General features: G+C 69.2%; 24 protein-coding genes. 18 read left to right on the top strand and 6 right to left on the bottom strand.

Features of this window, described 5'->3' with window-relative positions; genetic code table 11:
* Positions 1-185: 185 nt before the first annotated feature.
* From lipB to trpB, 12 genes are all read left to right on the top strand, one after another.
* Positions 186-854, top strand: coding sequence for a lipoyl(octanoyl) transferase LipB (gene lipB / locus IC63_RS00590; RefSeq protein ID WP_036716126.1), 669 nt, complete (start codon positions 186-188; stop codon positions 852-854).
* A gap of 114 nt (positions 855-968) precedes the next feature.
* Complete coding sequence (locus tag IC63_RS00585; RefSeq protein WP_036715937.1) at positions 969-1,505, top strand: c-type cytochrome; 537 nt, start codon at positions 969-971, stop codon at positions 1,503-1,505.
* A 222-nt stretch (positions 1,506-1,727) separates the two neighbouring features.
* Positions 1,728-3,407 carry a cytochrome c oxidase subunit I gene (locus IC63_RS00580; RefSeq protein WP_036715933.1) on the top strand — a complete coding sequence of 560 codons (1,680 nt, stop codon included), beginning with the start codon at positions 1,728-1,730 and terminating at the stop codon, positions 3,405-3,407.
* Positions 3,408-3,467: 60 nt separating this feature from the next.
* Complete coding sequence (locus tag IC63_RS00575; RefSeq protein ID WP_036715931.1) at positions 3,468-3,881, top strand: bleomycin resistance protein; 414 nt, start codon at positions 3,468-3,470, stop codon at positions 3,879-3,881.
* Positions 3,871-4,365, top strand: a complete 495-nt coding sequence (locus IC63_RS00570) for a DUF2244 domain-containing protein (protein WP_036715929.1) — start codon at positions 3,871-3,873, stop codon at positions 4,363-4,365. Before IC63_RS00575 ends, IC63_RS00570 begins: the two co-directional genes overlap by 11 nt.
* 170 nt (positions 4,366-4,535) lie before the next feature.
* On the top strand, positions 4,536-5,819 hold the full coding sequence (locus tag IC63_RS00565; protein ID WP_232222459.1) for an MFS transporter: 1,284 nt from the start codon (positions 4,536-4,538) through the stop codon (positions 5,817-5,819).
* Positions 5,820-6,032: 213 nt separating this feature from the next.
* Positions 6,033-7,712: a 30S ribosomal protein S1 gene (rpsA, locus tag IC63_RS00560; RefSeq protein ID WP_036715926.1), complete on the top strand. Its 1,680-nt coding sequence runs from the start codon at positions 6,033-6,035 to the stop codon at positions 7,710-7,712.
* A 198-nt stretch (positions 7,713-7,910) separates the two neighbouring features.
* A complete protein-coding gene (gene ihfB, locus IC63_RS00555; protein ID WP_036715923.1) occupies positions 7,911-8,204 on the top strand; it encodes an integration host factor subunit beta in 294 nt (97 codons plus the stop codon).
* 67 nt (positions 8,205-8,271) lie between these two features.
* Positions 8,272-8,673 (top strand): LapA family protein, encoded by a 402-nt coding sequence (locus IC63_RS00550; RefSeq protein WP_036715921.1) that lies wholly within the window; start codon positions 8,272-8,274, stop codon positions 8,671-8,673.
* A 10-nt stretch (positions 8,674-8,683) separates the two neighbouring features.
* Positions 8,684-9,337: a phosphoribosylanthranilate isomerase gene (locus IC63_RS00545; protein ID WP_036715920.1), complete on the top strand. Its 654-nt coding sequence runs from the start codon at positions 8,684-8,686 to the stop codon at positions 9,335-9,337.
* A complete protein-coding gene (locus IC63_RS00540) occupies positions 9,334-9,774 on the top strand; it encodes a GNAT family N-acetyltransferase (protein WP_036715918.1) in 441 nt (146 codons plus the stop codon). Before IC63_RS00545 ends, IC63_RS00540 begins: the two co-directional genes overlap by 4 nt.
* Before the next feature lie 19 nt (positions 9,775-9,793).
* Positions 9,794-11,020: a tryptophan synthase subunit beta gene (gene trpB, locus IC63_RS00535; protein WP_036715917.1), complete on the top strand. Its 1,227-nt coding sequence runs from the start codon at positions 9,794-9,796 to the stop codon at positions 11,018-11,020.
* 76 nt (positions 11,021-11,096) lie between these two features.
* Here the strand turns inward: trpB and IC63_RS00530 are convergent, their stop codons facing one another.
* From IC63_RS00530 to pth, 3 genes are read right to left on the bottom strand one after another with little or no spacing between them, the layout of a single operon-like run.
* Positions 11,097-11,702, bottom strand: coding sequence for a DUF4893 domain-containing protein (locus IC63_RS00530; RefSeq protein WP_036715914.1), 606 nt, complete (start codon positions 11,700-11,702; stop codon positions 11,097-11,099).
* Between the two features lie 24 nt (positions 11,703-11,726).
* On the bottom strand, positions 11,727-12,101 hold the full coding sequence (locus tag IC63_RS00525) for a DUF2237 family protein (RefSeq protein WP_036715912.1): 375 nt from the start codon (positions 12,099-12,101) through the stop codon (positions 11,727-11,729).
* Between the two features lie 11 nt (positions 12,102-12,112).
* Positions 12,113-12,817: an aminoacyl-tRNA hydrolase gene (gene pth / locus IC63_RS00520; protein ID WP_036715911.1), complete on the bottom strand. Its 705-nt coding sequence runs from the start codon at positions 12,815-12,817 to the stop codon at positions 12,113-12,115.
* A gap of 186 nt (positions 12,818-13,003) precedes the next feature.
* Here pth and IC63_RS00515 point away from each other — a divergent pair, with 186 nt between their 5' ends.
* Positions 13,004-13,633 carry an ATP-dependent Clp protease proteolytic subunit gene (locus tag IC63_RS00515; RefSeq protein ID WP_036715909.1) on the top strand — a complete coding sequence of 210 codons (630 nt, stop codon included), beginning with the start codon at positions 13,004-13,006 and terminating at the stop codon, positions 13,631-13,633.
* A 167-nt stretch (positions 13,634-13,800) separates the two neighbouring features.
* The gene (gene clpX / locus IC63_RS00510) at positions 13,801-15,069 is read left to right on the top strand and encodes an ATP-dependent Clp protease ATP-binding subunit ClpX (protein ID WP_036716122.1); all 1,269 of its coding nucleotides are present in this window, start codon (positions 13,801-13,803) and stop codon (positions 15,067-15,069) included.
* Positions 15,070-15,721: 652 nt separating this feature from the next.
* Here clpX and IC63_RS00505 read toward each other — a convergent pair.
* Both IC63_RS00505 and IC63_RS00500 read right to left on the bottom strand, forming a co-directional pair.
* Positions 15,722-16,840, bottom strand: coding sequence for a DUF1501 domain-containing protein (locus IC63_RS00505; protein WP_052041744.1), 1,119 nt, complete (start codon positions 16,838-16,840; stop codon positions 15,722-15,724).
* A gap of 4 nt (positions 16,841-16,844) precedes the next feature.
* Positions 16,845-18,272: a DUF1800 domain-containing protein gene (locus IC63_RS00500; protein WP_052041743.1), complete on the bottom strand. Its 1,428-nt coding sequence runs from the start codon at positions 18,270-18,272 to the stop codon at positions 16,845-16,847.
* 309 nt (positions 18,273-18,581) lie between these two features.
* On the opposite strand from IC63_RS00500, the gene IC63_RS00495 reads away from it, so the two are divergent.
* From IC63_RS00495 to IC63_RS00480, 4 genes are all read left to right on the top strand, one after another.
* Positions 18,582-19,799: a glutathionylspermidine synthase family protein gene (locus IC63_RS00495; RefSeq protein WP_036715906.1), complete on the top strand. Its 1,218-nt coding sequence runs from the start codon at positions 18,582-18,584 to the stop codon at positions 19,797-19,799.
* 4 nt (positions 19,800-19,803) lie between these two features.
* Positions 19,804-20,451, top strand: coding sequence for a DUF1190 domain-containing protein (locus IC63_RS00490; RefSeq protein WP_052041742.1), 648 nt, complete (start codon positions 19,804-19,806; stop codon positions 20,449-20,451).
* 120 nt (positions 20,452-20,571) lie between these two features.
* Positions 20,572-21,213, top strand: a complete 642-nt coding sequence (locus IC63_RS00485; protein WP_036715904.1) for a bifunctional 4-hydroxy-2-oxoglutarate aldolase/2-dehydro-3-deoxy-phosphogluconate aldolase — start codon at positions 20,572-20,574, stop codon at positions 21,211-21,213.
* 62 nt (positions 21,214-21,275) lie between these two features.
* Positions 21,276-22,442 carry an MFS transporter gene (locus tag IC63_RS00480; RefSeq protein WP_084115330.1) on the top strand — a complete coding sequence of 389 codons (1,167 nt, stop codon included), beginning with the start codon at positions 21,276-21,278 and terminating at the stop codon, positions 22,440-22,442.
* On the opposite strand, the gene IC63_RS00475 is transcribed toward IC63_RS00480, so the two are convergent.
* Entirely contained in the window at positions 22,439-25,276 is a 2,838-nt protein-coding gene (locus IC63_RS00475; RefSeq protein WP_036715902.1) for a [protein-PII] uridylyltransferase family protein, read from the bottom strand. The two genes, IC63_RS00480 and IC63_RS00475, sit on opposite strands and share 4 nt — an antisense overlap.
* Positions 25,277-25,473 lie beyond the last annotated feature (197 nt).

Here is a 25,473-nt window from a genome sequence, read left to right as displayed (position 1 = left end):
CGGCTCCGGTCGGACTGATGCCCATGCTGTATAGGCCAGCGGGCGAGGGAAAGGAAATTCATGTTCTTCAGCGGAAAGATGAAGGACGCTCATGACGACCGGGCAGCCCCGGCGCGACGCTTGCATCCCGGCCGCCGCCGCGGCATCGGATCGCCATGACCCTGCCCACCTCCGACACGACCTCGATGCCCCTCGGCCCCGGCGGCCCGGACTGGCTGGTGACCCCCGGCCTGGTCGCGCATCCCGCTGCCACCGCCTTCATGGAGTCGCGGGTCGCCGCGATCCTCGACGGCACCGCCCCCGAGGCGGTCTGGCTGGTCGAGCACCCGCCGATGTATACCGCCGGGACCAGCGCCCGGCCGGCGGACCTGACCGATCCGGGCCGGTTTCCGGTGTTCCCGACCGGGCGGGGCGGGCAATACACGTATCACGGCCCGGGCCAGCGGGTGATCTATGTGATGCTGGACCTCAACCGCCGCGGGCGCGACGTGCGCGCCTTCGTCCAGCAGCTCGAAGCCTGGGTGATCGACGCGCTGGCCGAGTTCGGGGTCCGGGGCGAGATCCGCGACGGCCGGGTCGGCGTCTGGGTGGCGCGGCCCGACAAGCCTCCCCTGCCCGACGGCACCGGGCGCGAGGACAAGATTGCCGCCATCGGCATCAAGCTGCGCCGCTGGGTCAGCTTTCACGGCATCTCGGTCAATGTCGAACCCGACCTGGACCACTACGCCGGCATCGTGCCCTGCGGTATTTCGGGCCACGGCGTCACCAGCCTGGTCGACCTGGGCCTGCCGGTGACGATGGCCGACCTGGATCACGCGCTGAGGGTCACGTTCCTGCGACATTTTGCGGATTGACGGAGCCATTTGACTTTTGCTGGTGTTGAGCAGCCGAGCGCGTGCTATGCGCATCAGCGAGGGGCCTGCCCCCGCGCAATGACCAACCTGCCGACCTGAGGAAGGGACGACACAATGAAGATCAGCCTCTACGCCACTCTTGCCACGCTCGCCCTCGCCATGCCGGCCGCAGCCCAGGACGCCGCCGCTGGCGATGCCGCGAAGGGCGAGGCCGAGTTCAAGAAATGCAAGGCCTGCCACATGATCCAGGCGCCCGACGGCACCGACATCGTCAAGGGCGGCAAGACCGGGCCGAACCTCTTCGGCGTGGTCGGCCGCAAGGCGGGGACCGAAGAGGGCTTCAAGTACTCCGAGGCCCTGATCAAACTGGGTGAAGCCGGCGAGGTGTGGACGCCGGAGGATCTGGAGCACTACATCACCGACCCCAACAAGTATGTCGAGGAAAAGGTCGGCGACCCGAAGCTGAAGACGAAGATGACCTTCAAGCTGAACAAGAACCAGGCCGACGTCATCGCCTTCCTGACCCAGCATTCGCCTGACGCCGGCGCTGCCCCCGCGGCTGGTGCCGCCCCGGCCGCCGCTGCGCCTGCTGCGGCGCCTGCCGCTGCGGCCCCGGCGGCCGCCACGCCGGCCGCTCCGGCCAGCAACTGATCCTCGCCCGGCGCGGGCGCGCCCGCGCCGGATGCGGAACCCGACCCCGGACCCTGCGGTCCGGGGTCTTTTCATGGACGGCCCGCACCCGTGATCTGGCCCGGCTTTTGTGGCGGGCGCCGTGCCGAACGCATTGCCTCATTCCCATCGGTCGCCTAGAAAGGATCCGAGTCCGCCGGCCACGCCAGCCGGGCCGGTCCCGATTCTGAGGAGAGCATTCGCATGGCTGACGCCGCCGTTCACGGCCACGGTGAGCACCATGACACCCGCGGGTTCTTCACCCGCTGGTTCATGTCCACCAATCACAAGGACATCGGTGTCCTTTACCTGTTCACCGCCGGCATCGTCGGCCTGATCTCGGTCTGCTTCACCGTCTACATGCGGATGGAACTGCAGCATCCGGGCGTGCAGTACATGTGCCTGGAAGGCGCGCGGCTGATTGCCGCAGGCGCGGACGAGGTCTGCACCCCAAACGGGCATCTGTGGAACGTGATGATCACCTATCACGGCGTCCTGATGATGTTCTTCGTCGTGATCCCGGCCCTGTTCGGGGGCTTCGGCAACTACTTCATGCCGCTGCAGATCGGCGCGCCGGACATGGCGTTCCCGCGGCTGAACAACCTCTCCTACTGGCTGTATGTCACCGGCGTCGCGCTGGGTGTCGCCTCGCTGCTGGCGCCGGGCGGCAACGACCAGCTCGGCTCGGGAGTGGGCTGGGTGCTGTATCCGCCGCTGTCGACGACCGAGGCCGGCTATTCGATGGACCTCGCGATCTTCGCCGTCCACGTCTCGGGCGCCTCGTCGATCCTGGGCGCGATCAACATCATCACCACCTTCCTGAACATGCGCGCCCCGGGCATGACGCTGTTCAAGGTGCCGCTGTTCGCCTGGTCGGTGTTCATCACTGCCTGGATGATCCTGCTGTCGCTGCCGGTGCTGGCCGGCGCCATCACCATGCTGCTGATGGACCGCAACTTCGGCACCCATTTCTTCGACCCCGCCGGCGGCGGTGATCCGGTGCTGTACCAGCACATCCTGTGGTTCTTCGGGCACCCCGAGGTCTACATGATCATCCTGCCGGGCTTTGGCATCATCAGCCACGTCATCTCGACCTTCTCGCGCAAGCCGATCTTCGGCTATCTGCCGATGGTTCTGGCGATGGCCGCCATCGCGATCCTGGGCTTCGTCGTGTGGGCGCACCACATGTACACCGCCGGGATGTCGCTGACCCAGCAGGCCTATTTCATGCTGGCCACGATGACGATCGCCGTGCCCACGGGCATCAAGGTGTTCTCGTGGATCGCGACGATGTGGGGCGGCTCGATCGAGTTCAAGACGCCCATGCTGTGGGCCTTCGGCTTCCTGTTCCTGTTCACCGTCGGCGGCGTGACCGGCGTGGTGCTGAGCCAGGCCCCGCTGGACCGGGTCTATCACGACACCTATTACGTCGTGGCCCACTTCCACTATGTGATGAGCCTGGGCGCGGTCTATGCGATCTTCGCCGGGGTCTATTACTGGATCGGCAAGATGTCGGGCCGCCAGTATCCGGAATGGGCGGGCAAGCTGCACTTCTTCGCCATGTTCATCGGGTCGAACCTGATCTTCTTCCCGCAGCACTTCCTGGGCCAGCAGGGCATGCCGCGCCGTTACATCGACTATCCCGAGGCGTTCGCCTACTGGAACAACATCTCGTCGATCGGCGCCTACATCGCCTTTGCCTCGTTCCTGTGGTTCATCGGGGTGGTGTTCTACACCCTGTTTGCCGGTCAGCGCGTGACCCAGAACAACTACTGGAACGAATACGCCGACACGCTGGAATGGACCCTGCCCTCGCCGCCGCCCGAGCACACGTTCGAGCAGCTGCCCAAGCGCGAGGACTGGGACCACGCCCGCGCCCACTGAGCGCGTGACAGACCTGGCGGCCCCGCAGCGATGCGGGGCCGTTTTCATGTGAGGTAAGGCATGGCGGCGCTGGTGCCCGAACTGACGGTGTCGGATTTCCCGGCCTCTCTGGCCTTCTACCGGCGGCTGGGGTGGCAGGTCATATATGACCGCCCCGAGGACGACTTCGCCTGCCTGCGCCTGGGCGAGGCGGAGCTGATGATCGACGGGCTGCCGTTCGGCCGGACCTTCGATCCGACCCTGACCGCCGCGGACCGCCCCTTCGGGCGCGGGATGAACCTGGAAATCACCGTGCCCTCGGTCGCCCCGCTGCTGGCGGCGCTGGAGGGCGCGGCGCTGCATCTGCCGGTGGAAGAGAAATGGTATCGCGCGGGCGACCGGGACCTCGGCGTCCGGCAGTTCGTCGTGGCCGATCCCGACGGCTATCTGCTGCGCTTTTCGGAACCGCTCGGGTCACGGCCCTATGCCCTATGAATGGCAGCCTGACAGCGGCGAAGCGCGCCGGCTGCTGATCTGGCGCCACCGCTCGCTGACGCCGCAGGGGTTTGCCTGGGTGATCGGCGCGGCGGCGGTGGCGCTGGTGCTGCCGCTGGTCGCGGTGATCGGGCGGGCGGTGATGTGGGGGCTGCTGCCCTTCGCCGCTGCGGCGCTGGTCGGGCTGTGGTGGGCGGTCCAGCATGGCTGGCGCGGCGGCGGCCCGTTCGAGGAGGTCACCCTGACCCGCGACCGGATGGGGGTCACCCGCCACGATTCCGGCCGAAAGCCGCGTCACTGGCAGGGCAACCCCTATTGGGTGCGGCTGGCGCTGCACAGCGATGGCCCGGTGGAGGATTACCTCACCCTAAGCGACGGGGCGCGCATGATCGAACTGGGTGCCTTCCTGGCCCCCGAGGAGCGCCGCGCACTGAGGGCCGAGCTGGAAGCCGCGCTGGCCGGCCTGCGGCAGGCGACGGGCTGAGCCCGCAGAGGCCGTCACGCGCCGGGAACGCGACCGCGCCGGGGGCGTTCCGTTGCGAACGTTCCATGCCCGTCAAGTTGGGCCATCTTCCGTCCGGCGCTGCGCCGTGCCACATCAGCCCGTGACCCTCGCCCCATGACGCCCAGCATCCCGACGCAGCTCTCCGCCCGATGATGACCAGCCTTCCCCGCAGCCGCGCCGACCGTCGCCGCGCCGCCTTCCGCCGCAAGGCCGGGCGCGCGGCGCGGATCTTCGTGCTGCTGACGGTGCTGATCGACGCGACCGGCATGGGGCTGATCTTCCCGGTGATGCCCGACCTGCTGGAAGAACTGACCGGGCAGAACCTCGCCGGCGCGGCGATCTGGGGCGGTATCCTCGGCACCGCCTATTCGGCGATGCAGTTTCTATTCGGCCCCATCGTCGGCAACCTCTCGGACGCCTATGGCCGGCGCCCGGTCATGCTGACGGCGCTGTTCGTGATGACGATGGACTACGTGCTGCTGGCCGTTGCCCACACCGTGACGCTGATCCTGATCGGGCGAATCATCGGCGGGATCATGGCTGCAACCCACGCCACCGCGGCCGCCTACATGGCCGACATCTCGACGCCCGAGGAAAAGGGCCGCAACTTCGGCCTGATCGGGGCTGCCTTCGGGGTCGGCTTCGTGCTGGGGCCGGTGCTGGGCAGCCTCGCCTCGGTCATTGACCTGCGGGCGCCGTTCTGGATCGCGGGGGGGCTGGCCGCGGCGAACATGGTGTTCGGCTGGTTCGTCCTGCCCGAGACCGTGACCCGGTCCATCCGCCGCCCGTTCAGCTGGCGCCGCGCCAACCCGCTGGCATCGTTCTCGGCTATCGGCTCGCTGCCCGGCCTGCTGCCGCTGCTGGCGGTGTTCGCGCTGTTCAACCTGGCGGGCTATGTCTATCCGGCTGTCTGGAGCTTCTTCGGCAAGGCCCGCTTCGGCTGGGACCCGCTGCATATCGGCCTGTCGCTGGCCGCCTTTGGCGTCGCGATGGCCTTCGTCCAGGGGGTGCTGGTCGGGCCGGCGATCCGGCGCTTTGGCGTCTGGCGCACGGTGATCGTGGGCTTCGCGCTCGAGATCGTGGCTTTCCTGTTCTATGGCGTCGTGCGCGACCCGGTGGCGGCGCTGCTATTTACGCCGCTGGCCGCCATCGCCGGGCTGGGCGGGCCGGCCTTGCAGCAGATCATGTCGAACATCGCCCGCGACGACCAGCAGGGAGAGCTGCAGGGCGTGCTGGGGTCGGTGGCCGCCGTGGCGATGGGGATCTCGCCGCTGATCATGACGACGATCTTCGCCGTCTTCACCCGCGAGAACACCCCGATCTATGCCCCCGGCATGCCCTTCATCGCCGCTGCCGTGATGATGATGGTGGCGCTGGCGATCGCGCTGTGGGCGCAGCGGCGCCAGCGCGCCCAGCCCCAGCCCGGACCCTGACCCCCGCGGCCTTCCTGCACGGGCCCCGCGGCTTGCCAGCCGGGCGAAATCCGGCTATAGGCGCGCCAGTCTTTACGCGACATGGCCATAACAGGCCGCATCGGACCGGGTCGGGCATCATGCCGCGACCCTTTCGCGTTGCCGAAGGCATCAACAGACCGGCGGAGCCAACCGCCCGGCCCGTAACCCGTGACCAAAGGATCGAACAGCCGCATGGCAAAAGCCGCAACCATGGAGGAATTCGAAGCCCTCCTGAACGAAAGCTTCGAACTCGACACCCCGGACGAAGGTTCGGTCGTCAAGGGCCGCGTCATCGCCATCGAGGCGGGCCAGGCCATCATCGATGTCGGCTACAAGATGGAAGGCCGCGTCGATCTCAAGGAATTCGCAAATCCCGGCGAAGAGGCCAGCCTCAAGATCGGCGACGAGGTCGAGGTCTATCTGGACCGCGTGGAAAACGCCCGCGGCGAAGCCTCGATCAGCCGCGAGAAGGCCCGCCGCGAAGAGGCGTGGGACCGGCTCGAGCAGGCCTATGCCAAGGAAGAGCGCGTCGACGGCGCCATCTTCGGCCGCGTCAAGGGCGGCTTCACCGTGGACCTGGGCGGCGCCGTGGCGTTCCTGCCGGGTTCGCAGGTGGACGTGCGCCCCGTGCGTGACGCGGGCCCGCTGATGGGTCTCAAGCAGCCGTTCCAGATCCTCAAGATGGACCGCCGCCGCGGCAACATCGTGGTGTCGCGCCGCGCCATCCTGGAAGAAAGCCGCGCCGAACAGCGCGCCGAGGTCATCTCGAACCTGACCGAGGGTCAGGTGGTCGACGGCGTGGTGAAGAACATCACCGAATACGGCGCCTTCGTGGACCTGGGCGGTGTCGACGGCCTGCTGCACGTCACCGACATGGCCTGGCGCCGCGTCAACCACCCGTCCGAGATCCTGTCGATCGGCGAGACCGTCAAGGTCCAGGTCGTCAAGATCAACAAGGACACCCACCGCATCAGCCTGGGCATGAAGCAGCTGCAGTCCGATCCGTGGGACACCGTGGCCGACAAGTTCCCGATCGGGTCGGTCCACAAGGGCCGGGTGACCAACATCACCGACTACGGCGCCTTCGTGGAACTGGAAGCCGGCATCGAGGGCCTGGTCCACGTCTCGGAAATGAGCTGGACCAAGAAGAACGTCCACCCCGGCAAGATCGTGTCGACCTCGCAAGAGGTGGACGTGATGGTGCTGGAAATCGACGAGCAGAAGCGCCGCGTCAGCCTGGGGCTCAAGCAGACCCAGCGCAACCCGTGGGAAGTCTTTGCCGAAACCCACCCCGCCGGCACGCCCATCGAGGGCGAGGTCAAGAACATCACCGAATTCGGTCTGTTCGTGGGCCTGGACGGCGACATTGACGGCATGGTCCACCTGTCCGACCTGTCGTGGGACCAGCGTGGCGAAGACGCGATCCAGAACTATCGCAAGGGCGACATGGTCCGGGCCGTGGTCCAGGAAGTCGATGTCGAGAAAGAGCGCATCTCTCTCTCGGTCAAGGCCCTGGAAAACGACACCATGACCGAGGCAGTCGATGGCGTGAAGCGCGGCTCGGTCGTGTCGGTCACCGTGACCGCGATCGAGGATGGCGGGATCGAGGTGGAATATAACGGCGTCAAGTCGTTCATCCGCCGCTCGGACCTGGCCCGCGACCGCCAGGACCAGCGCCCCGAGCGCTTCTCGGTCGGCGACACCGTCGATGCCCGCGTGACCAACATCGACACCAAGACCCGCCGTCTGGGCCTGTCGATCAAGGCGCGCGAGATCGCCGAGGAAAAAGAGGCGATCGACCAGTATGGCTCGTCCGACTCGGGCGCGTCGCTGGGCGACATCCTTGGCGCGGCGTTGAAAAGCCGCAACTGAGGCCGCTTTCGGCGTAAATTCCGGGCCGTCCCCTTCGCGGGGGCGGCCTTTTTGCGTGCAGCCCCATGAGGTTGCCAGAAAATTCTGAAACCAATCCGGCCGGCGTGGCGTTGGAAATCAACGTACCCGCCCTCTGTGATCCCGCTCATCGGGGTCCCGTGCACTGGGACGCGGAACATTCGACAAAACAGGTTAGCCATGATCCGGTCCGAACTGATCCAGAAAATCGCCGAGGATAACCCGCATCTGTTCCAGCGTGACGTCGAACGCATCGTGGCCACGGTCTTTGACGAGATCATCGCGGCCATGGCCCGGGGGGACCGGGTCGAGCTGCGGGGCTTCGGCGCCTTCTCGGTCAAACGGCGCGACGCGCGCATGGGGCGCAACCCGCGCACCGGCGAGGCCGTCGAGGTCGAGCAGAAGCACGTCCCGTTCTTCAAGACCGGAAAGCTGCTGCGCGACCGGCTGAACGGGCTGGACAGCGAGGGCTGAGCGCGGCTAGTCCCTTGCGGGACAACCGGGGGGCCGCGGGGGGCCCGAGGCCGAAAGGGAGCTATCTATGCGCTATCTTCGCATGCTGTTCGTCGCGGTCCTGGCCATTTCGCTGCTGACCGTGGCACTCGCCAACCGCCAGATCGTGGATGTCAGCCTGTTCCCGGGCCAGTTCGGCCAGTATCTTGGCGGCACCTGGTCGGCGCGGATGCCGCTGTTCCTGGTCATCCTGATGTCGCTGCTGATCGGCATGGTGCTGGGTCTGATCTGGGAATGGCTGCGCGAATCCCACCTGCGCCAGGAATCGAACCGCCGCGCCTTTGAACTGCGCCAGCTGGAACGCGAGGTCGGCGGACTGCGCACCACCCATGCCGCGCCCCGCGACGAGGTGCTGGCGATCCTCGACGCCCCCCGTGTGGCGCCTGCGCCGGCGGCGCCGGGGCAGACCACCCTGCCTGCGCCGCGCTGACACCCCTCCCTTGGGTGCTGTCGCCAAGATTTGCGGCCTGACCCGGCCCGAGGACGTTGATGCCGCGGCCGACGCCGGCGCGCGCTACGCAGGGCTGGTCTTCTTCCCCCGATCGCCCCGGCACGTCCCGACACCGACCGCCGCGGTGCTGGCGGCACGTGTGCCGGTCGGCATGGCCAGGGTCGGGCTGTTCGTCGATCCCGACGACGCGCTGCTGGACAGCGTGCTGGCCGAGGTGCCGCTGGACATCCTGCAACTGCATGGCCACGAGACTCCGGACCGCGTGGCGGCGGTCAAGGCCCGCACCGGGCTGCCGGTGATGAAGGCGGTGGGCGTGGCCTCGGCCGCCGATCTGGACGCGATCTGGGATTACGGCCTTGCAGCCGACCTGCTGCTGATCGACGCCAAGCCCGCCCCTGGCGCGGCGCTGCCGGGGGGCAACGGCATCGCCTTCGACTGGCGACTGCTGGTCGGGCGGCGGTTCCTCAAACCCTGGATGCTGGCCGGCGGGCTGACCCCCGGCAACGTTGCCGAGGCGATCCGGCTGACCGGCGCGCAGGCGGTGGACGTCTCGTCGGGCGTGGAACGCGCGCCGGGGATCAAGGACCCGGCCCTGATCCGCGCCTTAGTCGCAGCGGCGGCCGGCGAACCCGGCGCCCCGTGATCTGGCGCGAGGCGACCCGCGTCGACGTGCCCGCCGTCGTCGCGCTGCTGGCCGACGATGTGCTGGGCCACGGCCGCGAGAGCGCCGATCTCGCCCCCTATCTCGCCGCCTTCGACGCCATGCAGGACGAAGGCGGCAACCGGCTGATCGTCGCCGAACAGGACGGCCGCATCGTCGCCCGCTACCAGCTCACGCTGATCTCGGGCCTGTCGCTGACCGCCACCCGGCGCGCCCACGTCGAGGGAGTCCGCGTCGCCGCCGATCTGCGCGGCCGGGGCCTCGGCGCCGCGCTGATGGCCGACGCCGAGGCCCGCGCCCGCGCCGCCGGCTGCCAGCTGATCCAGCTGACCACCAACGCCACCCGCACCGACGCGCACCGCTTCTATGCCCGGCTCGGCTTTACCCCCTCGCATATCGGCTTTAAGAAACCGCTCTGACCCCGGAAGGAGAGCGCCGATGGCCGAGGATCTGATCAACAGCTTCATGACCGGCCCCGACGACCAGGGCCGCTTCGGCATCCATGGCGGGCGGTTCGTCAGCGAGACGCTGATGCCGCTGATCCTCGACCTGCAGGCGGAATACGAAAGGGCCAGGACCGACCCGGCCTTCGCCGCCGAGATGGACGACCTGTGGAAACACTATGTCGGCCGCCCCTCGCCGCTGTATCGCGCCGACCGGCTGACCGAGCGGCTGGGCGGGGCGACGGTCTATCTGAAGCGCGAGGAACTGAACCACACCGGCAGCCACAAGATCAACAACGTGCTGGGCCAGATCCTGCTGGCGCGGCGGATGGGCAAGACCCGGATCATCGCCGAGACCGGCGCCGGGCAGCACGGGGTGGCGACGGCCACCGTCTGCGCCAAGTTCGGGCTGAAATGCGTGGTCTACATGGGCGCCCATGACGTGGAACGCCAGCAGCCCAACGTGTTCCGCATGAAGCTGCTGGGGGCCGAGGTGGTCCCCGTGCGCTCGGGCCGCGGGACGCTGAAGGACGCAATGAACGACGCGCTGCGCGACTGGGTCACCAACGTCCGCGACACCTTCTACTGCATCGGCACGGTCGCCGGCCCGCACCCCTATCCGGCGATGGTGCGCGACTTCCAGACCATCATCGGGCGCGAGACCAAGGCCCAGCTGGCCGAGGCCGAGGGCCGCCTGCCCGACACCGTGATCGCCGCGATCGGTGGCGGGTCGAACGCGATGGGGCTGTTCCACCCGTTCCTCGACGACCGCTCGGTCCGCATCATCGGGGTCGAGGCCGGCGGCAAGGGCGTCGACGCGACCATGCAGCACTGCGCCAGCCTGACCGGCGGCCGCCCCGGCGTGCTGCACGGCAACCGCACCTATCTGCTGCAGGACGCCGAGGGCCAGATCCTCGAGGGTCATTCGATCTCGGCCGGGCTGGACTATCCCGGCATCGGCCCCGAACACGCCTGGCTCCACGATATCGGCCGCGCCGAATATGTCAGCGCCACCGACAGCGAGGCGCTCGCCGCTTTTACGCTGCTGTGCGAGACCGAGGGCATCATCCCGGCGCTGGAACCCTGCCACGCACTCGCCCATGTCGCCCGGATCGCCCCCGACCTGCCCCGCGAGCATCTGATCGTGGTCAACCTGTCGGGCCGCGGCGACAAGGACATCTTCACCGTCGCCCGCCACCTCGGCGTTGAAATATCGGGCTGAGGCCCGGGCTGAGGCACTGCGCTTTGGGCGGTCCCAAATATCCCGGGGTCCGGTGCAGCGCCCCGGTCCGGCCCGCTCAGCGGGTCAGCGTCAGCACGTTCAGGACTGACTCCCGATAGGGACGCGGGAACAGGATACGCGCGCTGCCGGGTCCGGTGACTTCCAGCACCCCGACATCGGGCAACGTCTCGCCGGCAGAAAGATCGACGGTTTCGGGGAAGTCGTCGTAAGCCCTTGGTTCCTCGCCCTGAACGAACGACGAGCCCAGGTAGACGACGCGCTCGCCGTCGCTACGCAGAAAGCCGCGCGTGCGCTGCGAGCCGGTGAGCTTCTCGAAGGTCATCACCCCCTCCATCGCCGCGAAGCGGCAGCGGAAGGGCGGATAGGACACCGCCGGCAGGTTGCCGCCCAGCTTGGTCATCCGGCAGGACCAGTCCCCCGCCAGCGCGGCCACCGAGTCGCTGTCGGCGGCCTGCGCCGCACCGCGCAGCGCACGGGTCGCATCGGCGATCTGCTGGCTGTCTCCCTGCCCCAGCACCTGCCGCAGCGCCTCGCCCGCGGCGGCATTCAGCCCGTCCAGGCGGGCCTGGTCCTCGGCCCGGATCGGAACGACCTCTTGCGCCGACAGCGCCAGCGGGGCGACAAGAGCGGCGGCGAGAAGAGCGGCGGTCAGGCGGATCATCGGCGGTCTCTCCCGGTCAGGCGGTCATGCGCCCCGGTCAACCGCATGGGCGCGCAGCAGTTCCAGCGGCACGATGTCGGTCGCGCGGATGTGCGTGGCCGCCAGCACTACCTGCGGCGCGGCGAATTCCTGCGCCGCCTGCAGGAAGCGCGCGGCGCACAGGCACCAGCGGTCGCCGGGTTTCAGTCCGGGAAAGCGATACTCCGGTCGCGGCGTCGACAGGTCGTTGCCGAGATATTTCGACAAGGCGAGAAATTCGGCCGAGACGACCACGCAGACCGTGTGCCTGCCCCGGTCCTCGGGCCCCGTGTCGCAGCAGCCGTTGCGGTAGAACCCGGTCAGCGGGTCCGCCGAACACGGCTCCAGCGCGGTGCCAAGGACGTTGAGCGACGGTTCCATGTCTCCTCCTGTCAGCGAAAGCGCGCGCCAAGCGCGCGCAGCTTGTCGGAAAGGCCCTGCGGTTCGGGGGCGGGCTCGGGGGCCTTGTTGACCAGGGCGGGCGTCGCGGCGCCCGCGGGGGCGCTCGGCGCCGTGCCGCTGTTGCGCGCCGGCGCCGTCCGCGCCGCCACGGCATTCTGAAAGCGCCCGGCGTCGCCCTCGGCCAGCGCCGGCGCGCCGTCGGAAATGCCGCGAATCATGTCGTCCAGCAGATCCGCCTCGGCCTTGGCGAAGTCGGACAGCACATAGCCCGCCACCCGGTCCTTGTGGCCTGGATGCCCGATCCCGATCCGGACCCGGCCATAGGCCTCGCCGAGATGCTGGTGGATCGAGCGCAGTCCGTTATGCCCGGCGTGCCCTCCGCCCTGCTTGACCCGGACCTTGCCGGGGGCGAGGTCGAGTTCGTCATGCAGGACCACCACCTCGGCCGGGGTCAGCTTCAGATAGCGCATCGCCTCGCCGACCGACTGGCCCGACAGGTTCATGAAAGTGCCGGGCTTGAGCAGCGTCACCCGCGCGTTCCCCAGCCGGCCTTCGGCGACCGACCCCTGAAACCGCGGCCTCCACGGCGAAAAGCCGTGATCCGCAGCGATCCGGTCCACCGCCATGAAGCCGACATTATGCCGGTTTCCCGCATATCTTGCGCCCGGATTGCCCAAGCCCACCATCAGCAGCATCAGCCGGTTTCCCGCAATTCGTCCCGTCTCTTGCAGCCGACGTCGCCCGTAACTAAGACTCTGTCAACCATTCGCCCGTATGAGGGAACCCGTCGGCAGGGTCCGGTGGCGAATCGAAATCAGGCAGGCGCGGCATCAGGCACCGCGCCATCAGACCAGGCGAAATCAGGCAACGACAGGGCGCAGATGCACGATCCGGCAGAATTCTACATGAACAACCTCGTTCCGATGGTGGTCGAACAGACCAGCCGGGGCGAACGCGCCTATGACATCTTCTCGCGGCTGCTCAAGGAACGGATCATCTTCCTGTCCGGCCCGGTCCATGACGGCATGGCCACCCTGGTCTGCGCCCAGCTGCTGTTCCTCGAGGCGGAAAACCCCAACAAGGACATCAGCATGTACATCAACAGCCCCGGCGGATACGTGACCGCGGGCCTGTCGATCTATGACACCATGCAGTATATCCGGCCGCGGATCTCGACCCTGGTGATCGGCCAGGCGGCCTCGATGGGCTCGCTGCTGCTGACCGCAGGCGAAAAGGGCGCGCGCTATTCGCTGCCGAACAGCCGGATCATGGTCCACCAGCCCTCGGGCGGGTTCCAGGGCACCGCCTCGGACATCCTGATCCACGCCCAGGAAACCGCCAAGCTCAAGCAGCGGCTGAACGAGATCTACGTCAAGCACACCGGCCGCACCCTGGCCGAGGTCGAAGAGGCGCTGGAACGCGACCGCTTCATGTCCCCGGAAGAGGCCAAGGAGTGGGGGCTCATTGACGAGATCCTGGCCGATCGCGGCAAGGCCGTCCCCGAAGCATAAGGGGTGCGGCCGGCCCGGATCGGTCGCTTTCGACCGAAAACCGGGATTGTGACTGCCGCGCGCGGTCCCTAACATGGGCGGACGCGACGCCGCCCGATGGGCGGCATTGCCGCCCCCCCTTGCCGGTCCGCCGGCCGGGGGACTTCTGAAAGGCAAGGATGACGACGATGGCGAACCAGCCCGGCGGCGACAGCAAGAACACGCTCTACTGCAGCTTCTGCGGCAAGAGCCAGCACGAGGTCCGCAAGCTCATTGCCGGCCCGACCGTGTTCATCTGCGACGAATGCGTCGAGCTGTGCATGGACATCATCCGCGAGGAGACCAAGACCTCGGGGCTGAAATCCGGCGACGGCGTGCCGACCCCGCGCGAGATCATGGCGGTGCTGGACGACTACGTGATCGGGCAGGAACACGCCAAGCGCGTGCTGTCGGTCGCGGTCCACAACCACTACAAGCGGCTGAACCATTCCTCGAAGACCGACATCGAGCTGGCCAAGTCCAACATCCTGCTGATCGGCCCGACCGGCTGCGGCAAGACGCTGCTGGCGCAGACGCTGGCGCGTATCCTCGACGTGCCGTTCACCATGGCCGACGCGACCACGCTGACCGAGGCCGGCTATGTCGGCGAGGATGTGGAAAACATCATCCTCAAGCTCCTGCAGGCCAGCGAATACAACGTCGAACGTGCCCAGCGCGGCATCGTCTATATCGACGAGGTCGACAAGATCACCCGCAAGTCGGACAACCCCTCGATCACCCGCGACGTGTCGGGCGAAGGGGTGCAGCAGGCGCTGCTGAAGATCATGGAGGGTACGGTCGCCAGCGTCCCCCCGCAGGGCGGCCGCAAGCATCCGCAGCAGGAATTCCTGCAGGTGGACACCACCAACATCCTGTTCATCTGCGGCGGCGCCTTCGCCGGGCTGGACCGGATCATCGCCCAGCGCAACAAGGGCACGGCGATCGGCTTTGGCGCCTCGGTCAAGGAAAACGACGACCGCGGCGTGGGCGAACTGTTCAAGGAGCTGGAGCCCGAGGACCTGCTGAAATTCGGGCTGATCCCGGAATTCGTCGGCCGCCTGCCGGTGATCGCCACCCTCACCGACCTGGACGAAGAGGCGCTGATCACCATCCTGACCGCGCCCAAGAACGCGCTGGTGAAGCAGTACCAGCGGCTGTTCGACTTGGAAGACGTCAAGCTGACCTTCACCGACGATGCGCTGAAGGCGATTGCCCGGCGCGCCATCAAGCGCAAGACCGGGGCCCGCGGCCTGCGCTCGATCATGGAGGATATCCTGCTGGATTCCATGTTCGAACTGCCCGGCCTGGACAGCGTGACCGAGGTGGTGGTGAATGAGGAGGCGGTGGACAACCCTGCCGCCAAGCCTCTCCAGATCCACGCCGAGATGGCGAAGAAGGAACCTGCCGCGGCCGGCTAAGGCGGGCCGCTGAGGGCGCGTCGCTGAGGGCGAACTATGGCACCGGGGGCGAGAGCCCGCAGTCCGGCGAGATGCACCGGCGAGGCACGGCAGGCGCACATTCGCGGACTTGCGTATGATGGCACGCCGCAGGCCGCCGAGAGCGCCGGAAAGCTGCGACTCGCGTGTGACTTGCCGTAGGTGGCGGTTCAGCTGCTCCAATGCCGCACTGGGAGTTTCACCCACCGCGGGCAGCGAGCGGTACGCCGTCGAGCGGCGCAACCTCCGGCCCCGTTGCGGCGAAACTCTCATCTGTTATGGCCGGTAGCCAAGGGCACTTCCGTGAACGACGACAGAGCCCAACGCGCGGCGCGAGGCGGGCACGACCTGTCCAATCGGTCAGGTCAGCCGTCACGAACGGCGCCTCGGGCCGCGGTCACGGAATGTCACTGCGGGTAGCAGAGCTACGCTCACAAGCCGGTCAGATCGCAGCGCGCAGCGACCACGCCGCCCAAGCCCGCGACCGGCCGCGGACGTGCGCCGCTAGACCGGGAGCGGCCGTCACGCCGAACCGCCAGCGGCGCGCCGCGAAGTCGTCGTTAACTCCGCAGCCCCCTGCCCGAGGCACCCTGCAAACCGGGGCGAGGGCGTCCGCGCCTCGCCCCGGCCCAGTTCACGCGGCGACCAGCCCGCAGGCCACCGACGCGCCCGGGAACACGAAGTTCGACAGCAGGTCCGCCGGCACCCCCATATGCGCGTGGCAGATGGCGGCCAGATAGTCCCGCACATCGGCCGTGGGCATGAGGTCGCGGCCGGCATACAGGTCCGTCAGCCCCGGCCAGCGCCCGTGCACCTTGCCGCCGCGCACCGCACCGCCGGCGAGGAACGCCACGCCGCCGGTCCCGTGATCGGTGCCGCCGGTGCCGTTGGCCCGGGCGGTCCGTCCGAACTCGGTCACCACGACCACCACGGTCTTGTCCCAGACCGGGCCCAGCCCGTCGCGCAGCGTCAGGATCGCCTGCGCCAGCTGGCGGAAGCGGCCGGCGATGATCCCGGCCTGCCCGGCATGGGTGTCCCAGCCGTCGATCGAGAAGGTCGCGATCCGCGCCTCGGCCACAAGCTGCCGGGCCACGAAGGCCGCATCCGACCGCGCGGCGGTCTTGCCGCCCTGCGCCGCCTCGGACAGCACCGCGCTTTCCAGCGCCAGCGCAAAGCCCGAATCGGCGCCATAGACGTGGCGCAACAGGCCGATATCGGCCTCGGTCAGGCCCAGTTGGGTCGTCGGCGACCAGTTGGAAAACGGCGCCGGCCCGTTGGCGATCAACGGCCGCATCGCGCCGCTGGACCAGGCGAGCTGCAGCGTCGCGCCGGGAATGCAGGCGACCAGCCGGTTCAGGAAGCCGCTGCGGTCGTCGAGGTCCGGCCGGTCGCGATTGGCGCTGCCGGTGGCCAGCAGGTCCTGACCGTCGAAATGGCTGCGCCTGTCGCGATAGGGGGTCGAGACGGCGTGGATGAAGGACAACTGCCCGGCCCGCCACAGCGGCATCAGGGTTTCCAGCGCCGGGTGCAGCGCGAAGAATCCGTCCAGGTCGAACGCGCCGCCCTCGGGACCGACCGACAGGTCCGGGCCGCGCAGCGCGCGCAACGCGGGATCGCCATAGGGCTGGACCGCGTCCAGCCCGTCCATCGCGCCGCGCAGGTTGATGACGACCAGCCGCGCCTCGCCCGGCGCGGTGGCGACATGCACCAGATCGTCGCCGAGACCGCCTTCGCAGGTGATGTGATTGTCCATCGTGTTATCTCCTCAGGAACTCGGGCGCGCACAGGACGCTGGCGACGCCGAACTGGACCGTCTCGGCGCGCGGCGACCAGGTCACCATCGGGCCGCAGGGCCGGGGAAAATGCCGCGCGATCAGCAAGGCGGGATCGGGGATCTGGCGACCCAGCGCCGCCAGGATCTGTTCCGGGGCGCTGCGCGCCCAGACCAGCCGCGCGGCGATCAGGTTCGGGGCGAGCCATTCGTCCTCGTGTTCGGGCCAGCCGTCGGGCCCGGCGCACTGGTCGAAGGGCTGGCCCATCGCACCCAGCGAATCGACGATGACCCGGTTGAACAGATCGGCCGGCAGCGCCGCGACATCGGCGCCCGACACACCCAGCGCCCGCAGGCAGGCGATGATCCATTCCAGCGGCTGACGCAGCTTTTGCGGCACCGGGCTGCGGTTGACGATCGAGCCGGTGAGCACCTCGTACATCGCCGTCAGGTCGCCGGCGCTGTCCAGATAGGCCTCGGCCATGCGATCGATCAGCGATTGCGGCGGCGTGTCGGCCACGAAATGCACCGCCAGCTTGCGCGCCAGGTGCAGCGCCGTGGCGGGATGCGCGGCGAGGTTGTCCAGCAGCCGGTGAATCTCGGCAACGCTGTCCTCGGGATAATCCACGCCGAGGATGGTCTCGGTCCCCGGCTCGGCGCGCCTGACGTCATAGATGGTGCCCTGGCCGGTCCGATAGATCAGCCCCGCCAGCAGGTTGGCGGTTTCGCGGACATCGTTCTGGTCATAGGGGCCGTCCAGCCCCACCGTGTGCAGTTCCAGCAGCTCGCGGCCAAGGTTCTCGTTCAGCCCGCTATCCGTGCGGCCCGCCGCATAGACAGAGTGGTCACCCACCGACAGGTTCTGATCCAGGTAGATCAGCATCATCGGGTGCAGCGTGACCGCCTTCAGCATGTCCACGAAGCGCCCCGCGACATGCGGGCGGATCGCCTCGTCGGTCAGACTGACCTGCAGCGGCATCGCCTGATAGGATTTCGGCGTGGTCGTGAAGTGATCCGCCCAGAAGGAAAACACCCGCTCGCCGAACCCGACCGGAGAGGTCAGCGCCAGCGCGATGCGGCGACGGATGGCGCCGCGGCGAAAGTCCAGCGCGGCCTCGCGCCAGAATTTGGGCTCCAGCCCGACGCCGGCGTTATAGTCGATGTGGAACTGCCGCGCCTCGGCCTGGGTTGCCTGCGGGGGGTGAAGGGCGGCGGCTCTCACGTCCTCCAGCAGGTCGGAGGCCGAGGGGCCGTAGCCGAAGCGCAGCCCGGTTTCTGCCGCGGGCGGCGGATCGGTATCGAGCCAGCTTTTCAAGCTGGCGGCAATGCGTGACTGCATCAAAGCCTCAAGGTTTGCGAGGGTCAGGCCCGATCGCGCCGCGGCGCGCTGACGGAAAAACCGGGCAGCGGCCATTAGCCCCGACACAACCGCCAGTTGCCCGACGCCGCATTGGGTCGCGCTATCGGTTAGAACATTGTTAACCACTTCCCGGCCGCAGCGACGGTCCCGCCAAGCCCCCGTTATCGCGCCGTATTCACCCCAGCAGTCCCAGCCAGCCAGCTCCGTCGGTGCAAGAGCGTCGCGTCCGAACCCCACGTCAACGCATCGGGCCGCAGGCCAAAGTCGCGCCGTTCCCCCCCTGCGCATCCGAATCGCCGCCCTTGCATCGCCGCGTCGCGCTTGCCACATGCAAGGCCAACCGACGTCGCAGGGCCGCTCCAGATGCAGAAAAAATCTCTTCCCGAACGCCCCGGCTGGCGCGACCGTGCGGCCGAGCTGGGCTTTACCTTCGCCGACATGGGCGGCGAGCCCTATTGGGACGAAACCTCGGCCTATTGCTTCACCCTGCGCGAGATCGAGAACGACATCGAGGACCCGGCGACCGAGCTGCATGCCATGTGCCGCGAGGCGGTGGCCCACGCCGTCACCTCCGAGGAATGGCTGACGCGGCTGGACATCCCCCGCCCCTATTGGGACTTCGTCGAGCGCAGCTGGGCGAATGGCGAACCCGAGCTGTATGGCCGCTTTGACCTCGCCTATGACGGCAGCGGCCCCGCGAAGCTGCTGGAATACAACGCCGACACGCCGACCTCGCTTTACGAATCCGCCTCGTTCCAGTGGCTGTGGTTCGAGGAAAGCCGCGATGCCGGCGTGCTGTCACCGCACAGCGACCAGTTCAACCGCATCCACGAGGCGCTGGTGGAACGCTGGGCGCAGATCTGCGCGCCGGGCGAGGACGTCCATTTCGCCGCCGACCGCGACAACCCCGAGGATTACGCCACCGTCGAGGCGCTGGCCTGGGCCGCGCGCGAGGCGGGCCTCGGAGCGCATTTCACCGCCCTGTCCGAGATCGGGGTCAGCGACGAGGGGCAGCTGACCGACGACAAGGACCGGGTCATCGGCACGCTCTTCAAGCTGTATCCGTGGGAGGACATGCTGCGCGACGACTTCGCGGCCCATCTCCAGCCCTCGCAGACCCGCTTCATCGAGCCGCCGTGGAAGGCGGTGCTGTCGAACAAGGGCCTGCTGCCGCTGCTGTGGCACCTGTTCCCCGGCCACCCCAACCTGCTGCCGGCGTTCTTCGCCAGCGACGTTCAGGCTGCCCGCCGCGGCGAGCCGACCCCGCATGCCGCCGCCATCGCCGAGGCGGAACCGGCGCTGGCCCGCGGCCATGTCACCAAGCCGATCTTTTCGCGCGAAGGCGCCGGCGTCGTCATCACCGAGGCCGGCCGCGAGACCGGCCGCGCGCCCGACGACAGCTATTCCCATCACGCGATGGTCGTGCAGGCGTTGGCGCCCCTGCCGGTGTTCGACGGCTTCCATCCGGTGCTGGGCGCGTGGATCGTGGGGGAAAGCTGCGTCGGGCTTGGCGTGCGCGAGGACCGCGACCGCATCACCCACAACCTGTCCCGCTTCAAGCCGCATTTCATCGAAGGATAATCCGATGCAATCAGCCGATCCGCGCGTCCCGCCGCAGACCTCGCCGCGTCGCAAGCGGTCCCGCCACGTCGCGCTGGTGCTGGCCGGCACGGCGGTCATGGCGCTGTCGGCCTGCGAGGATGACAAGGTCGACGCCCAGGCCTTTCCCGACCTGCAAAGCTGCCTCGCGGCGTCCGAAAAGGACGGGCTGTGGTTCACCGCCGACGATTGCCGGACCCAGTTCGCGGCGGCTGAAAAGGAACACCTGGAAACCGCCCCCCGCTATGAATCCAGGGAGTTGTGCGAACAGGAACACGGCGCGGGCGCCTGTGGCGCCGACCCGGCGCAAAGCGGCGCCCAGCAGCAGCAGGGCGGCGGGTTCAGCTTCATGCCGCTTCTGGTGGGCTACATGATGGGCTCGATGCTCAGCCGCGGCGGCGGCGTATTCAGCCAGCCGATGGTGCGCACGCCCGGCGGGTTCTCGACGCCCTCGGGCAACCAGACCTTCGCCAGCAACACGGGCGCGGGGCGGGTGCCTGCGACGACGTTCAACCGGGCGCCAGCGACAATCGGCAAGGCGCCGATGACCCGCACACAGGTGTCTCAGCGCGGTGGGTTTGGCGCCGGCGCAACCGCCCGTACCGGCACCGGCGGCCGCAGCTTCGGCGGCTGACGGGCGGCCCGGAGGGCGGGCCTGCAAAGGCGGGCGCGGCAAGCGGCGCGGTGTCGCACCGTCTTGCGCCCGCCGTCGCCGCGGCGCAGGCTGGCGCCGATCCCGCGAACGAGGCCCGCCATGACCCCCGACCGCCAATCCGCGCGCATGCGCGACATCTGCGCCCGTGCCCCGGTGATCCCGGTCATCGTGATCGACGACATCGCCCATGCCCAGCCTCTGGCGCGGGCGCTGGTCGCGGGCGGGCTGCCGGTGCTCGAGGTCACGTTGCGCACTCCGGTCGCGCTGGACGCGATTCGCGCCATGTCGACCGTGCCTGGCGCGGTCGTCGGGGCGGGCACGGTGCTCAGCGCCGACGACATCCACCGCGCCCGCAATGCCGGCGCGACCTTTGCCGTCGCCCCCGGCATGAGCGACAGCCTGATCGGGACCTGCGAGAAATGCGCCCTGCCGATGCTGCCGGGCGCGGCCACCGCCTCCGAGGCGATGCAGGCGCTCGAGATGGGCTTCGACATGCTCAAGTTCTTCCCCGCCGGCCCTGCGGGCGGGCCATCCTATCTCAAGGCGCTGGGCGGGCCGCTGCCCGGCATCGGCTTCTGTCCCACCGGAGGCGTCTCGGTCGAGAACGCGCGCGACTACCTGGCGCTGCCGAACGTGCTGTGCGTGGGCGGCAGCTGGGTTGCGCCTGAGGCCATGATGCGCGCCGGCGACTGGGCCGGCATCGAAACCCTGGCGCGTGAGGCCGCGAGCCTGACGTCGTGACCGCCGCCGTCGAGGACACCCCGCAGAACCGCGCCCGCGCGTGGCGCAACCTCGCCGTCCTGATGACGGCGCAGGGGCTGATCGGCGCGCAGATCTCGATGGTGTTCATCACCGCGGGGCTGGCAGGCGCGATGATTGCGCCCAGCCGCTGCCTCGCCACGCTGCCGATCTCGATGGTCACGCTGGGGTCGGCGCTGTCGGCGCGGTTCCTGTCGGGTTTCATGGCCCGGCACGGGCGGCGGGCGGGTTTCACCCTGGCTTGCATCATCGCGGCAATCGGCGCGGCGATCGCCTTCATCGGCCTGCAGACCGCCAGCTTCGTGCTGTTCACCGCCGGCTGCACGCTGATCGGCGCCTACATGTCGGCGCAGGGCTTCCACCGCTTCGCCGCCGCCGACACCGCCCCCGAGGCGCTGCAGCCGCGGATGATCAGCCTGGTGCAGGCCGGCGGGCTGTTTTCCGCCCTCGCCGGCCCGATCATGGCGCGGACGACCGCGGAATCGAGCGCCTTGCCCTTCGCCATGACCTTCGCGGCCATCATCGTGCTGAACATGATCGGGCCGCTGCTGTATGCGCTGCTGCGCATCCCCGTGCTGCCGCAAGCCAGCCACAGCGCCGCCGCCCCCAGGGGGCGCAGCCTGCGCGAGCTGCTGCGCACGCCGGAAATCGCCGTCGCGATGATCTGCGCGATGGTGGCCTATGCACTGATGAACCTGGTGATGACCTCGACGCCGCTGGCGATGGTCGGCTGCGGCTATGACACCGGCGACGCCGCGAACGTGGTGTCGGCCCACATCGTCGCGATGTTCGCCCCGGCCTTCTTCACCGGCCACCTGATCACCCGCTTTGGCGCCCGCCGCGTCGTCGCGGCCGGCCTGCTGATCCTCGCCGTGGCCGGCGGGGTGGCGCTGACCGGGGTCGAGCTGGACCGCTTCTACCTGGCGCTGATCCTGCTGGGGGTCGGCTGGAACTTCGGCATCATCGGCGCGACGGCGATGCTGACCGCCGCCCACCGCCCCGAGGAGCGGGGCCGGATCCAGGGCGTGAACGATGCCGTGGTGTTCGGCGGAGTGTTCCTGGCCTCGCTGTCCTCGGGCGGGCTGATGGGCTGCGCGGGCGGGACGGCGCAGGCCGGCTGGTCGGCGGTGAACATGGCGATGGTGCCGTTCCTGATCCTCGCCGGCAGCGCGCTGATCTGGCTGACGCTGCGGCCGCGCGAGACGCGCTAGTCCGCCGGGGCAGGCTCGGCGGTCGCCGCGTCGATGATCGCGCCCGCGGCCTCGACCGTCGCCTCCAGCCGGGCGGACAGCGCGTCCAGCGTGTCGGCGCCGGTCTCCCGCAGCAGGAAATCCTGCCCGCCACGGCCCAGATGGTCCATGTCCAGCGGCCCGTCGGTCAGCAGCCGCCCGCTGCATTGCAACCGCCACAGGAAGCGCCGCGCGTCGGTCAGCTCCCGCGCCTCGGCCGGAGACACCAGCCCCGCCCGCTGGCCCGCGCGCAGCTGCGCCGTGGCCCCCCGGGCGGGTGATCCTGTGCGCAGGGCCAGCGACTGGGCGAGCAGCTCGAGGTCCTGCAACCGGCCGCGGCCGACCTTGGCCTCCCACCGCCCGTCCGGAGCCTTGGCCGCAAAGATGCGCCGGCGCATGTCGGCGAGGTCGGGCACGACGCGGGGATCGGAGCCGCGGGTTTCCAGCACCTCGACCCGCAGCGCCTCGAGCCGAGCGGCCAGCGGCCCGCCCGCGCCCGCGTCGGCGCCGGGGATGACGCCCACCACGCGGGCGCGGGTCAGGGCGAGATGCTCCCACGTCCAGGCCTCGTCCATCTGATAGGCCCGGAAGGACTCGATCGAGGTCGCGACCGGCCCCTGCCGCCCGGACGGGCGCAACCGCATGTCGACCTCGAACAGCCGCCCGGTCGCCGTCGGCGCGGACAGCGCGGTCAGCAGCGCCTGCGTCAGCCGCGCGTAATAGGACCGCGTCGCGAGCGGCTTCGGCCCCTCGGAGGTCTCTGCGCCCAGCGGGTCATAGATCACGATCAGGTCCAGATCCGACGAGGCGTTCAACTGCCGCGCCCCCAGCGAGCCCATCCCCAGCACCACCGCCCCCGCCCCGGGCGGGGGTCCGTGCCGACGGGCGAACTCGGCCGCGACGACCGGGGCCAGCGCCGCCACGGCGGCGTCGGCCACGTCGGCATAGTGCTGGCCGGCCTCCTCGGCCTCGATCAGCCCGCGCAGGTGGTGGACGCCGATGCGGAACTGCCACTCATGCGCCCATCGCCGGGCGGCATCCAGCGCGCGTTCGTATCCACCTTGCGGGGCGGCGAGGGTCTGGTCCAGCAGCTCCGACAATGCCTCGCGCAGACCCTGATCGCCAGGCCAGGGGGCAAAGAAGCTGCCGGCGAGCACCGCGTCCAGCACCTCGGGGTGGCGCGCGAGATAGCCGGCCAGCGCTGGCGAGGTCGCGCAGATATCGCCCACGAGGTCGATCAGCGAGGGGTTCGATTCGAACATGGAAAACAGCTGCACCCCGGCCGGCAGGCCGCGCAGGAAGCGGTCGAACCGCCCCAGCGCGTCGGCGGCATCGGCGGCCCGGAACAGCGCGTTCAGGATCCGCGGCTCGATTCGGGAAAACAGCTGCTGGGCGCGGGGCGACCGCAGCGCGGGATAGCTTTGCCAGCTTTCCACCAGCGCTTCCTGTTCGGGGGTCAGCTCGGGGCGATCCTCGCCTGCCGCGTCGGGGGCGAAGAAATCGCCGGTCAGGTCCTCGACCCGCGCCAGCCGCACCTCCAGCCGGCGCGACCAGGCGCCCACGTCGTCCGCGCCGTCGAGGTTGACCACGTTCACCATCGCCCCGGGGGTGGCGGGCAGCGTGTGGGTCTGGGCGTCGTTCACCATCTGGATGCGGTGTTCGATCCGGCGATGTTCGGCATAATGGGCGGCCAGTTCCGCCGCGACCTCGTCCGGGATCCAGCCCTTGGCGGCCAGCGCGGCGAGCGCGTCCACCGTGCGGGGCGAGCGCAGGTCGGGGTCGCGCCCGCCCGCGATCAGCTGGCGGGTCTGGGCGAAGAACTCGATCTCGCGGATGCCGCCGCGGCCCAGCTTCATGTTGTGGCCCGGTGCCCGGATGTCCCCGTGCAGGCCCTTGTGGTCGCGGATGCGGCGGCGCATGTCGTGAGTGTCCTCGACCGTGGCGAAATCCAGGTGCCGGCGCCAGACGAAGGGGCGCAGCGCCTCCAGGAAGCTTGCCCCCGCCGCCAGATCGCCCGCGCAGGGCCGCGCCTTGATATAGGCGGCGCGCTCCCAACTGCGGCCCTCGGCCTCGTAATAGGCCAGCGCGGCCGAGGCCGAGATGCAGACCGGCGTCACCGAGGCATCCGGCCGCAGCCGCAGATCGGTGCGGAACACATAGCCATGCGCAGTGAGTTCCGACAGCGTGGCGGCGGCCTTGCGGGTGGCGCGGATCAGGCTGGCGCGGATCTCGTGCTGGTCCTCGGGCGCATAGGCCGCGTCGTCATACATGATGATCAGGTCGATATCCGAGGAATAGTTCAGCTCGCGCGCGCCCATCTTGCCCATCGCGAGCGCAAAGATGCCGCCTGCATCCGGGTTAGCGCCGAGGCGCGGGGCCGGCATCTTGCCGCGGCGCAGTTCGTCGGCGACATGGGCACGCAGGGCCAGGTCGGTGGCGCGGTCGGCGAGCGTCGTCAGGGCCAGCGTCACCGCGTCGAGGTCCCAGACCCCGCCCAGGTCGGCCAGCGCCGCGTAAAGCGCAACCCTCCCCTTGGCCCGCCGCAGCGCCGGGCCCAGGTCGGTCGCCGACAGATCGCCCATCGCGCCCGTCTCGGCGGCGACCAGCGCCTCGGGGGCCGGGTCGCGGGCGATCGCGCCGGGCAGCCACTCCGCCTCGGCCCCGATCAGGCCGGCCAGATAGGGGCTGGCCCCGGCGGCGCCCTCGATGAGGGCGGCCAGCGCGGGATCAGAGAGGGCGACCGCGGCCCGCGCGTGGGCGCCGCGGACGGGGTCGGTGGGGACGGGGCGGGTGGTGATGCGGGCGGCGAAATCCATGCGCGAAGCCTAAGCGCCGCAAGGATGCCGTCAACGGGTCGCGGGAACGTCAGGGCAAGGTGCGCGCGCGCGATCAAAAGCTTTTCCTGCCGCAAATCTGTTGCTAGGGTCCGCCGAAGTATTCCCCTGTCCCGTCAGCTTGGCCCGTATCCGCCCCGTCGCATGGCCCAGAATCGCGCAGCCCTTTCCGGTCCGTT

Origin of the sequence: Paracoccus sphaerophysae, from assembly GCF_000763805.1 — a bacterium.
GTDB lineage: Bacteria > Pseudomonadota > Alphaproteobacteria > Rhodobacterales > Rhodobacteraceae > Paracoccus > Paracoccus sphaerophysae.
This window is presented reverse-complemented; position numbering and strand designations above follow the sequence as displayed.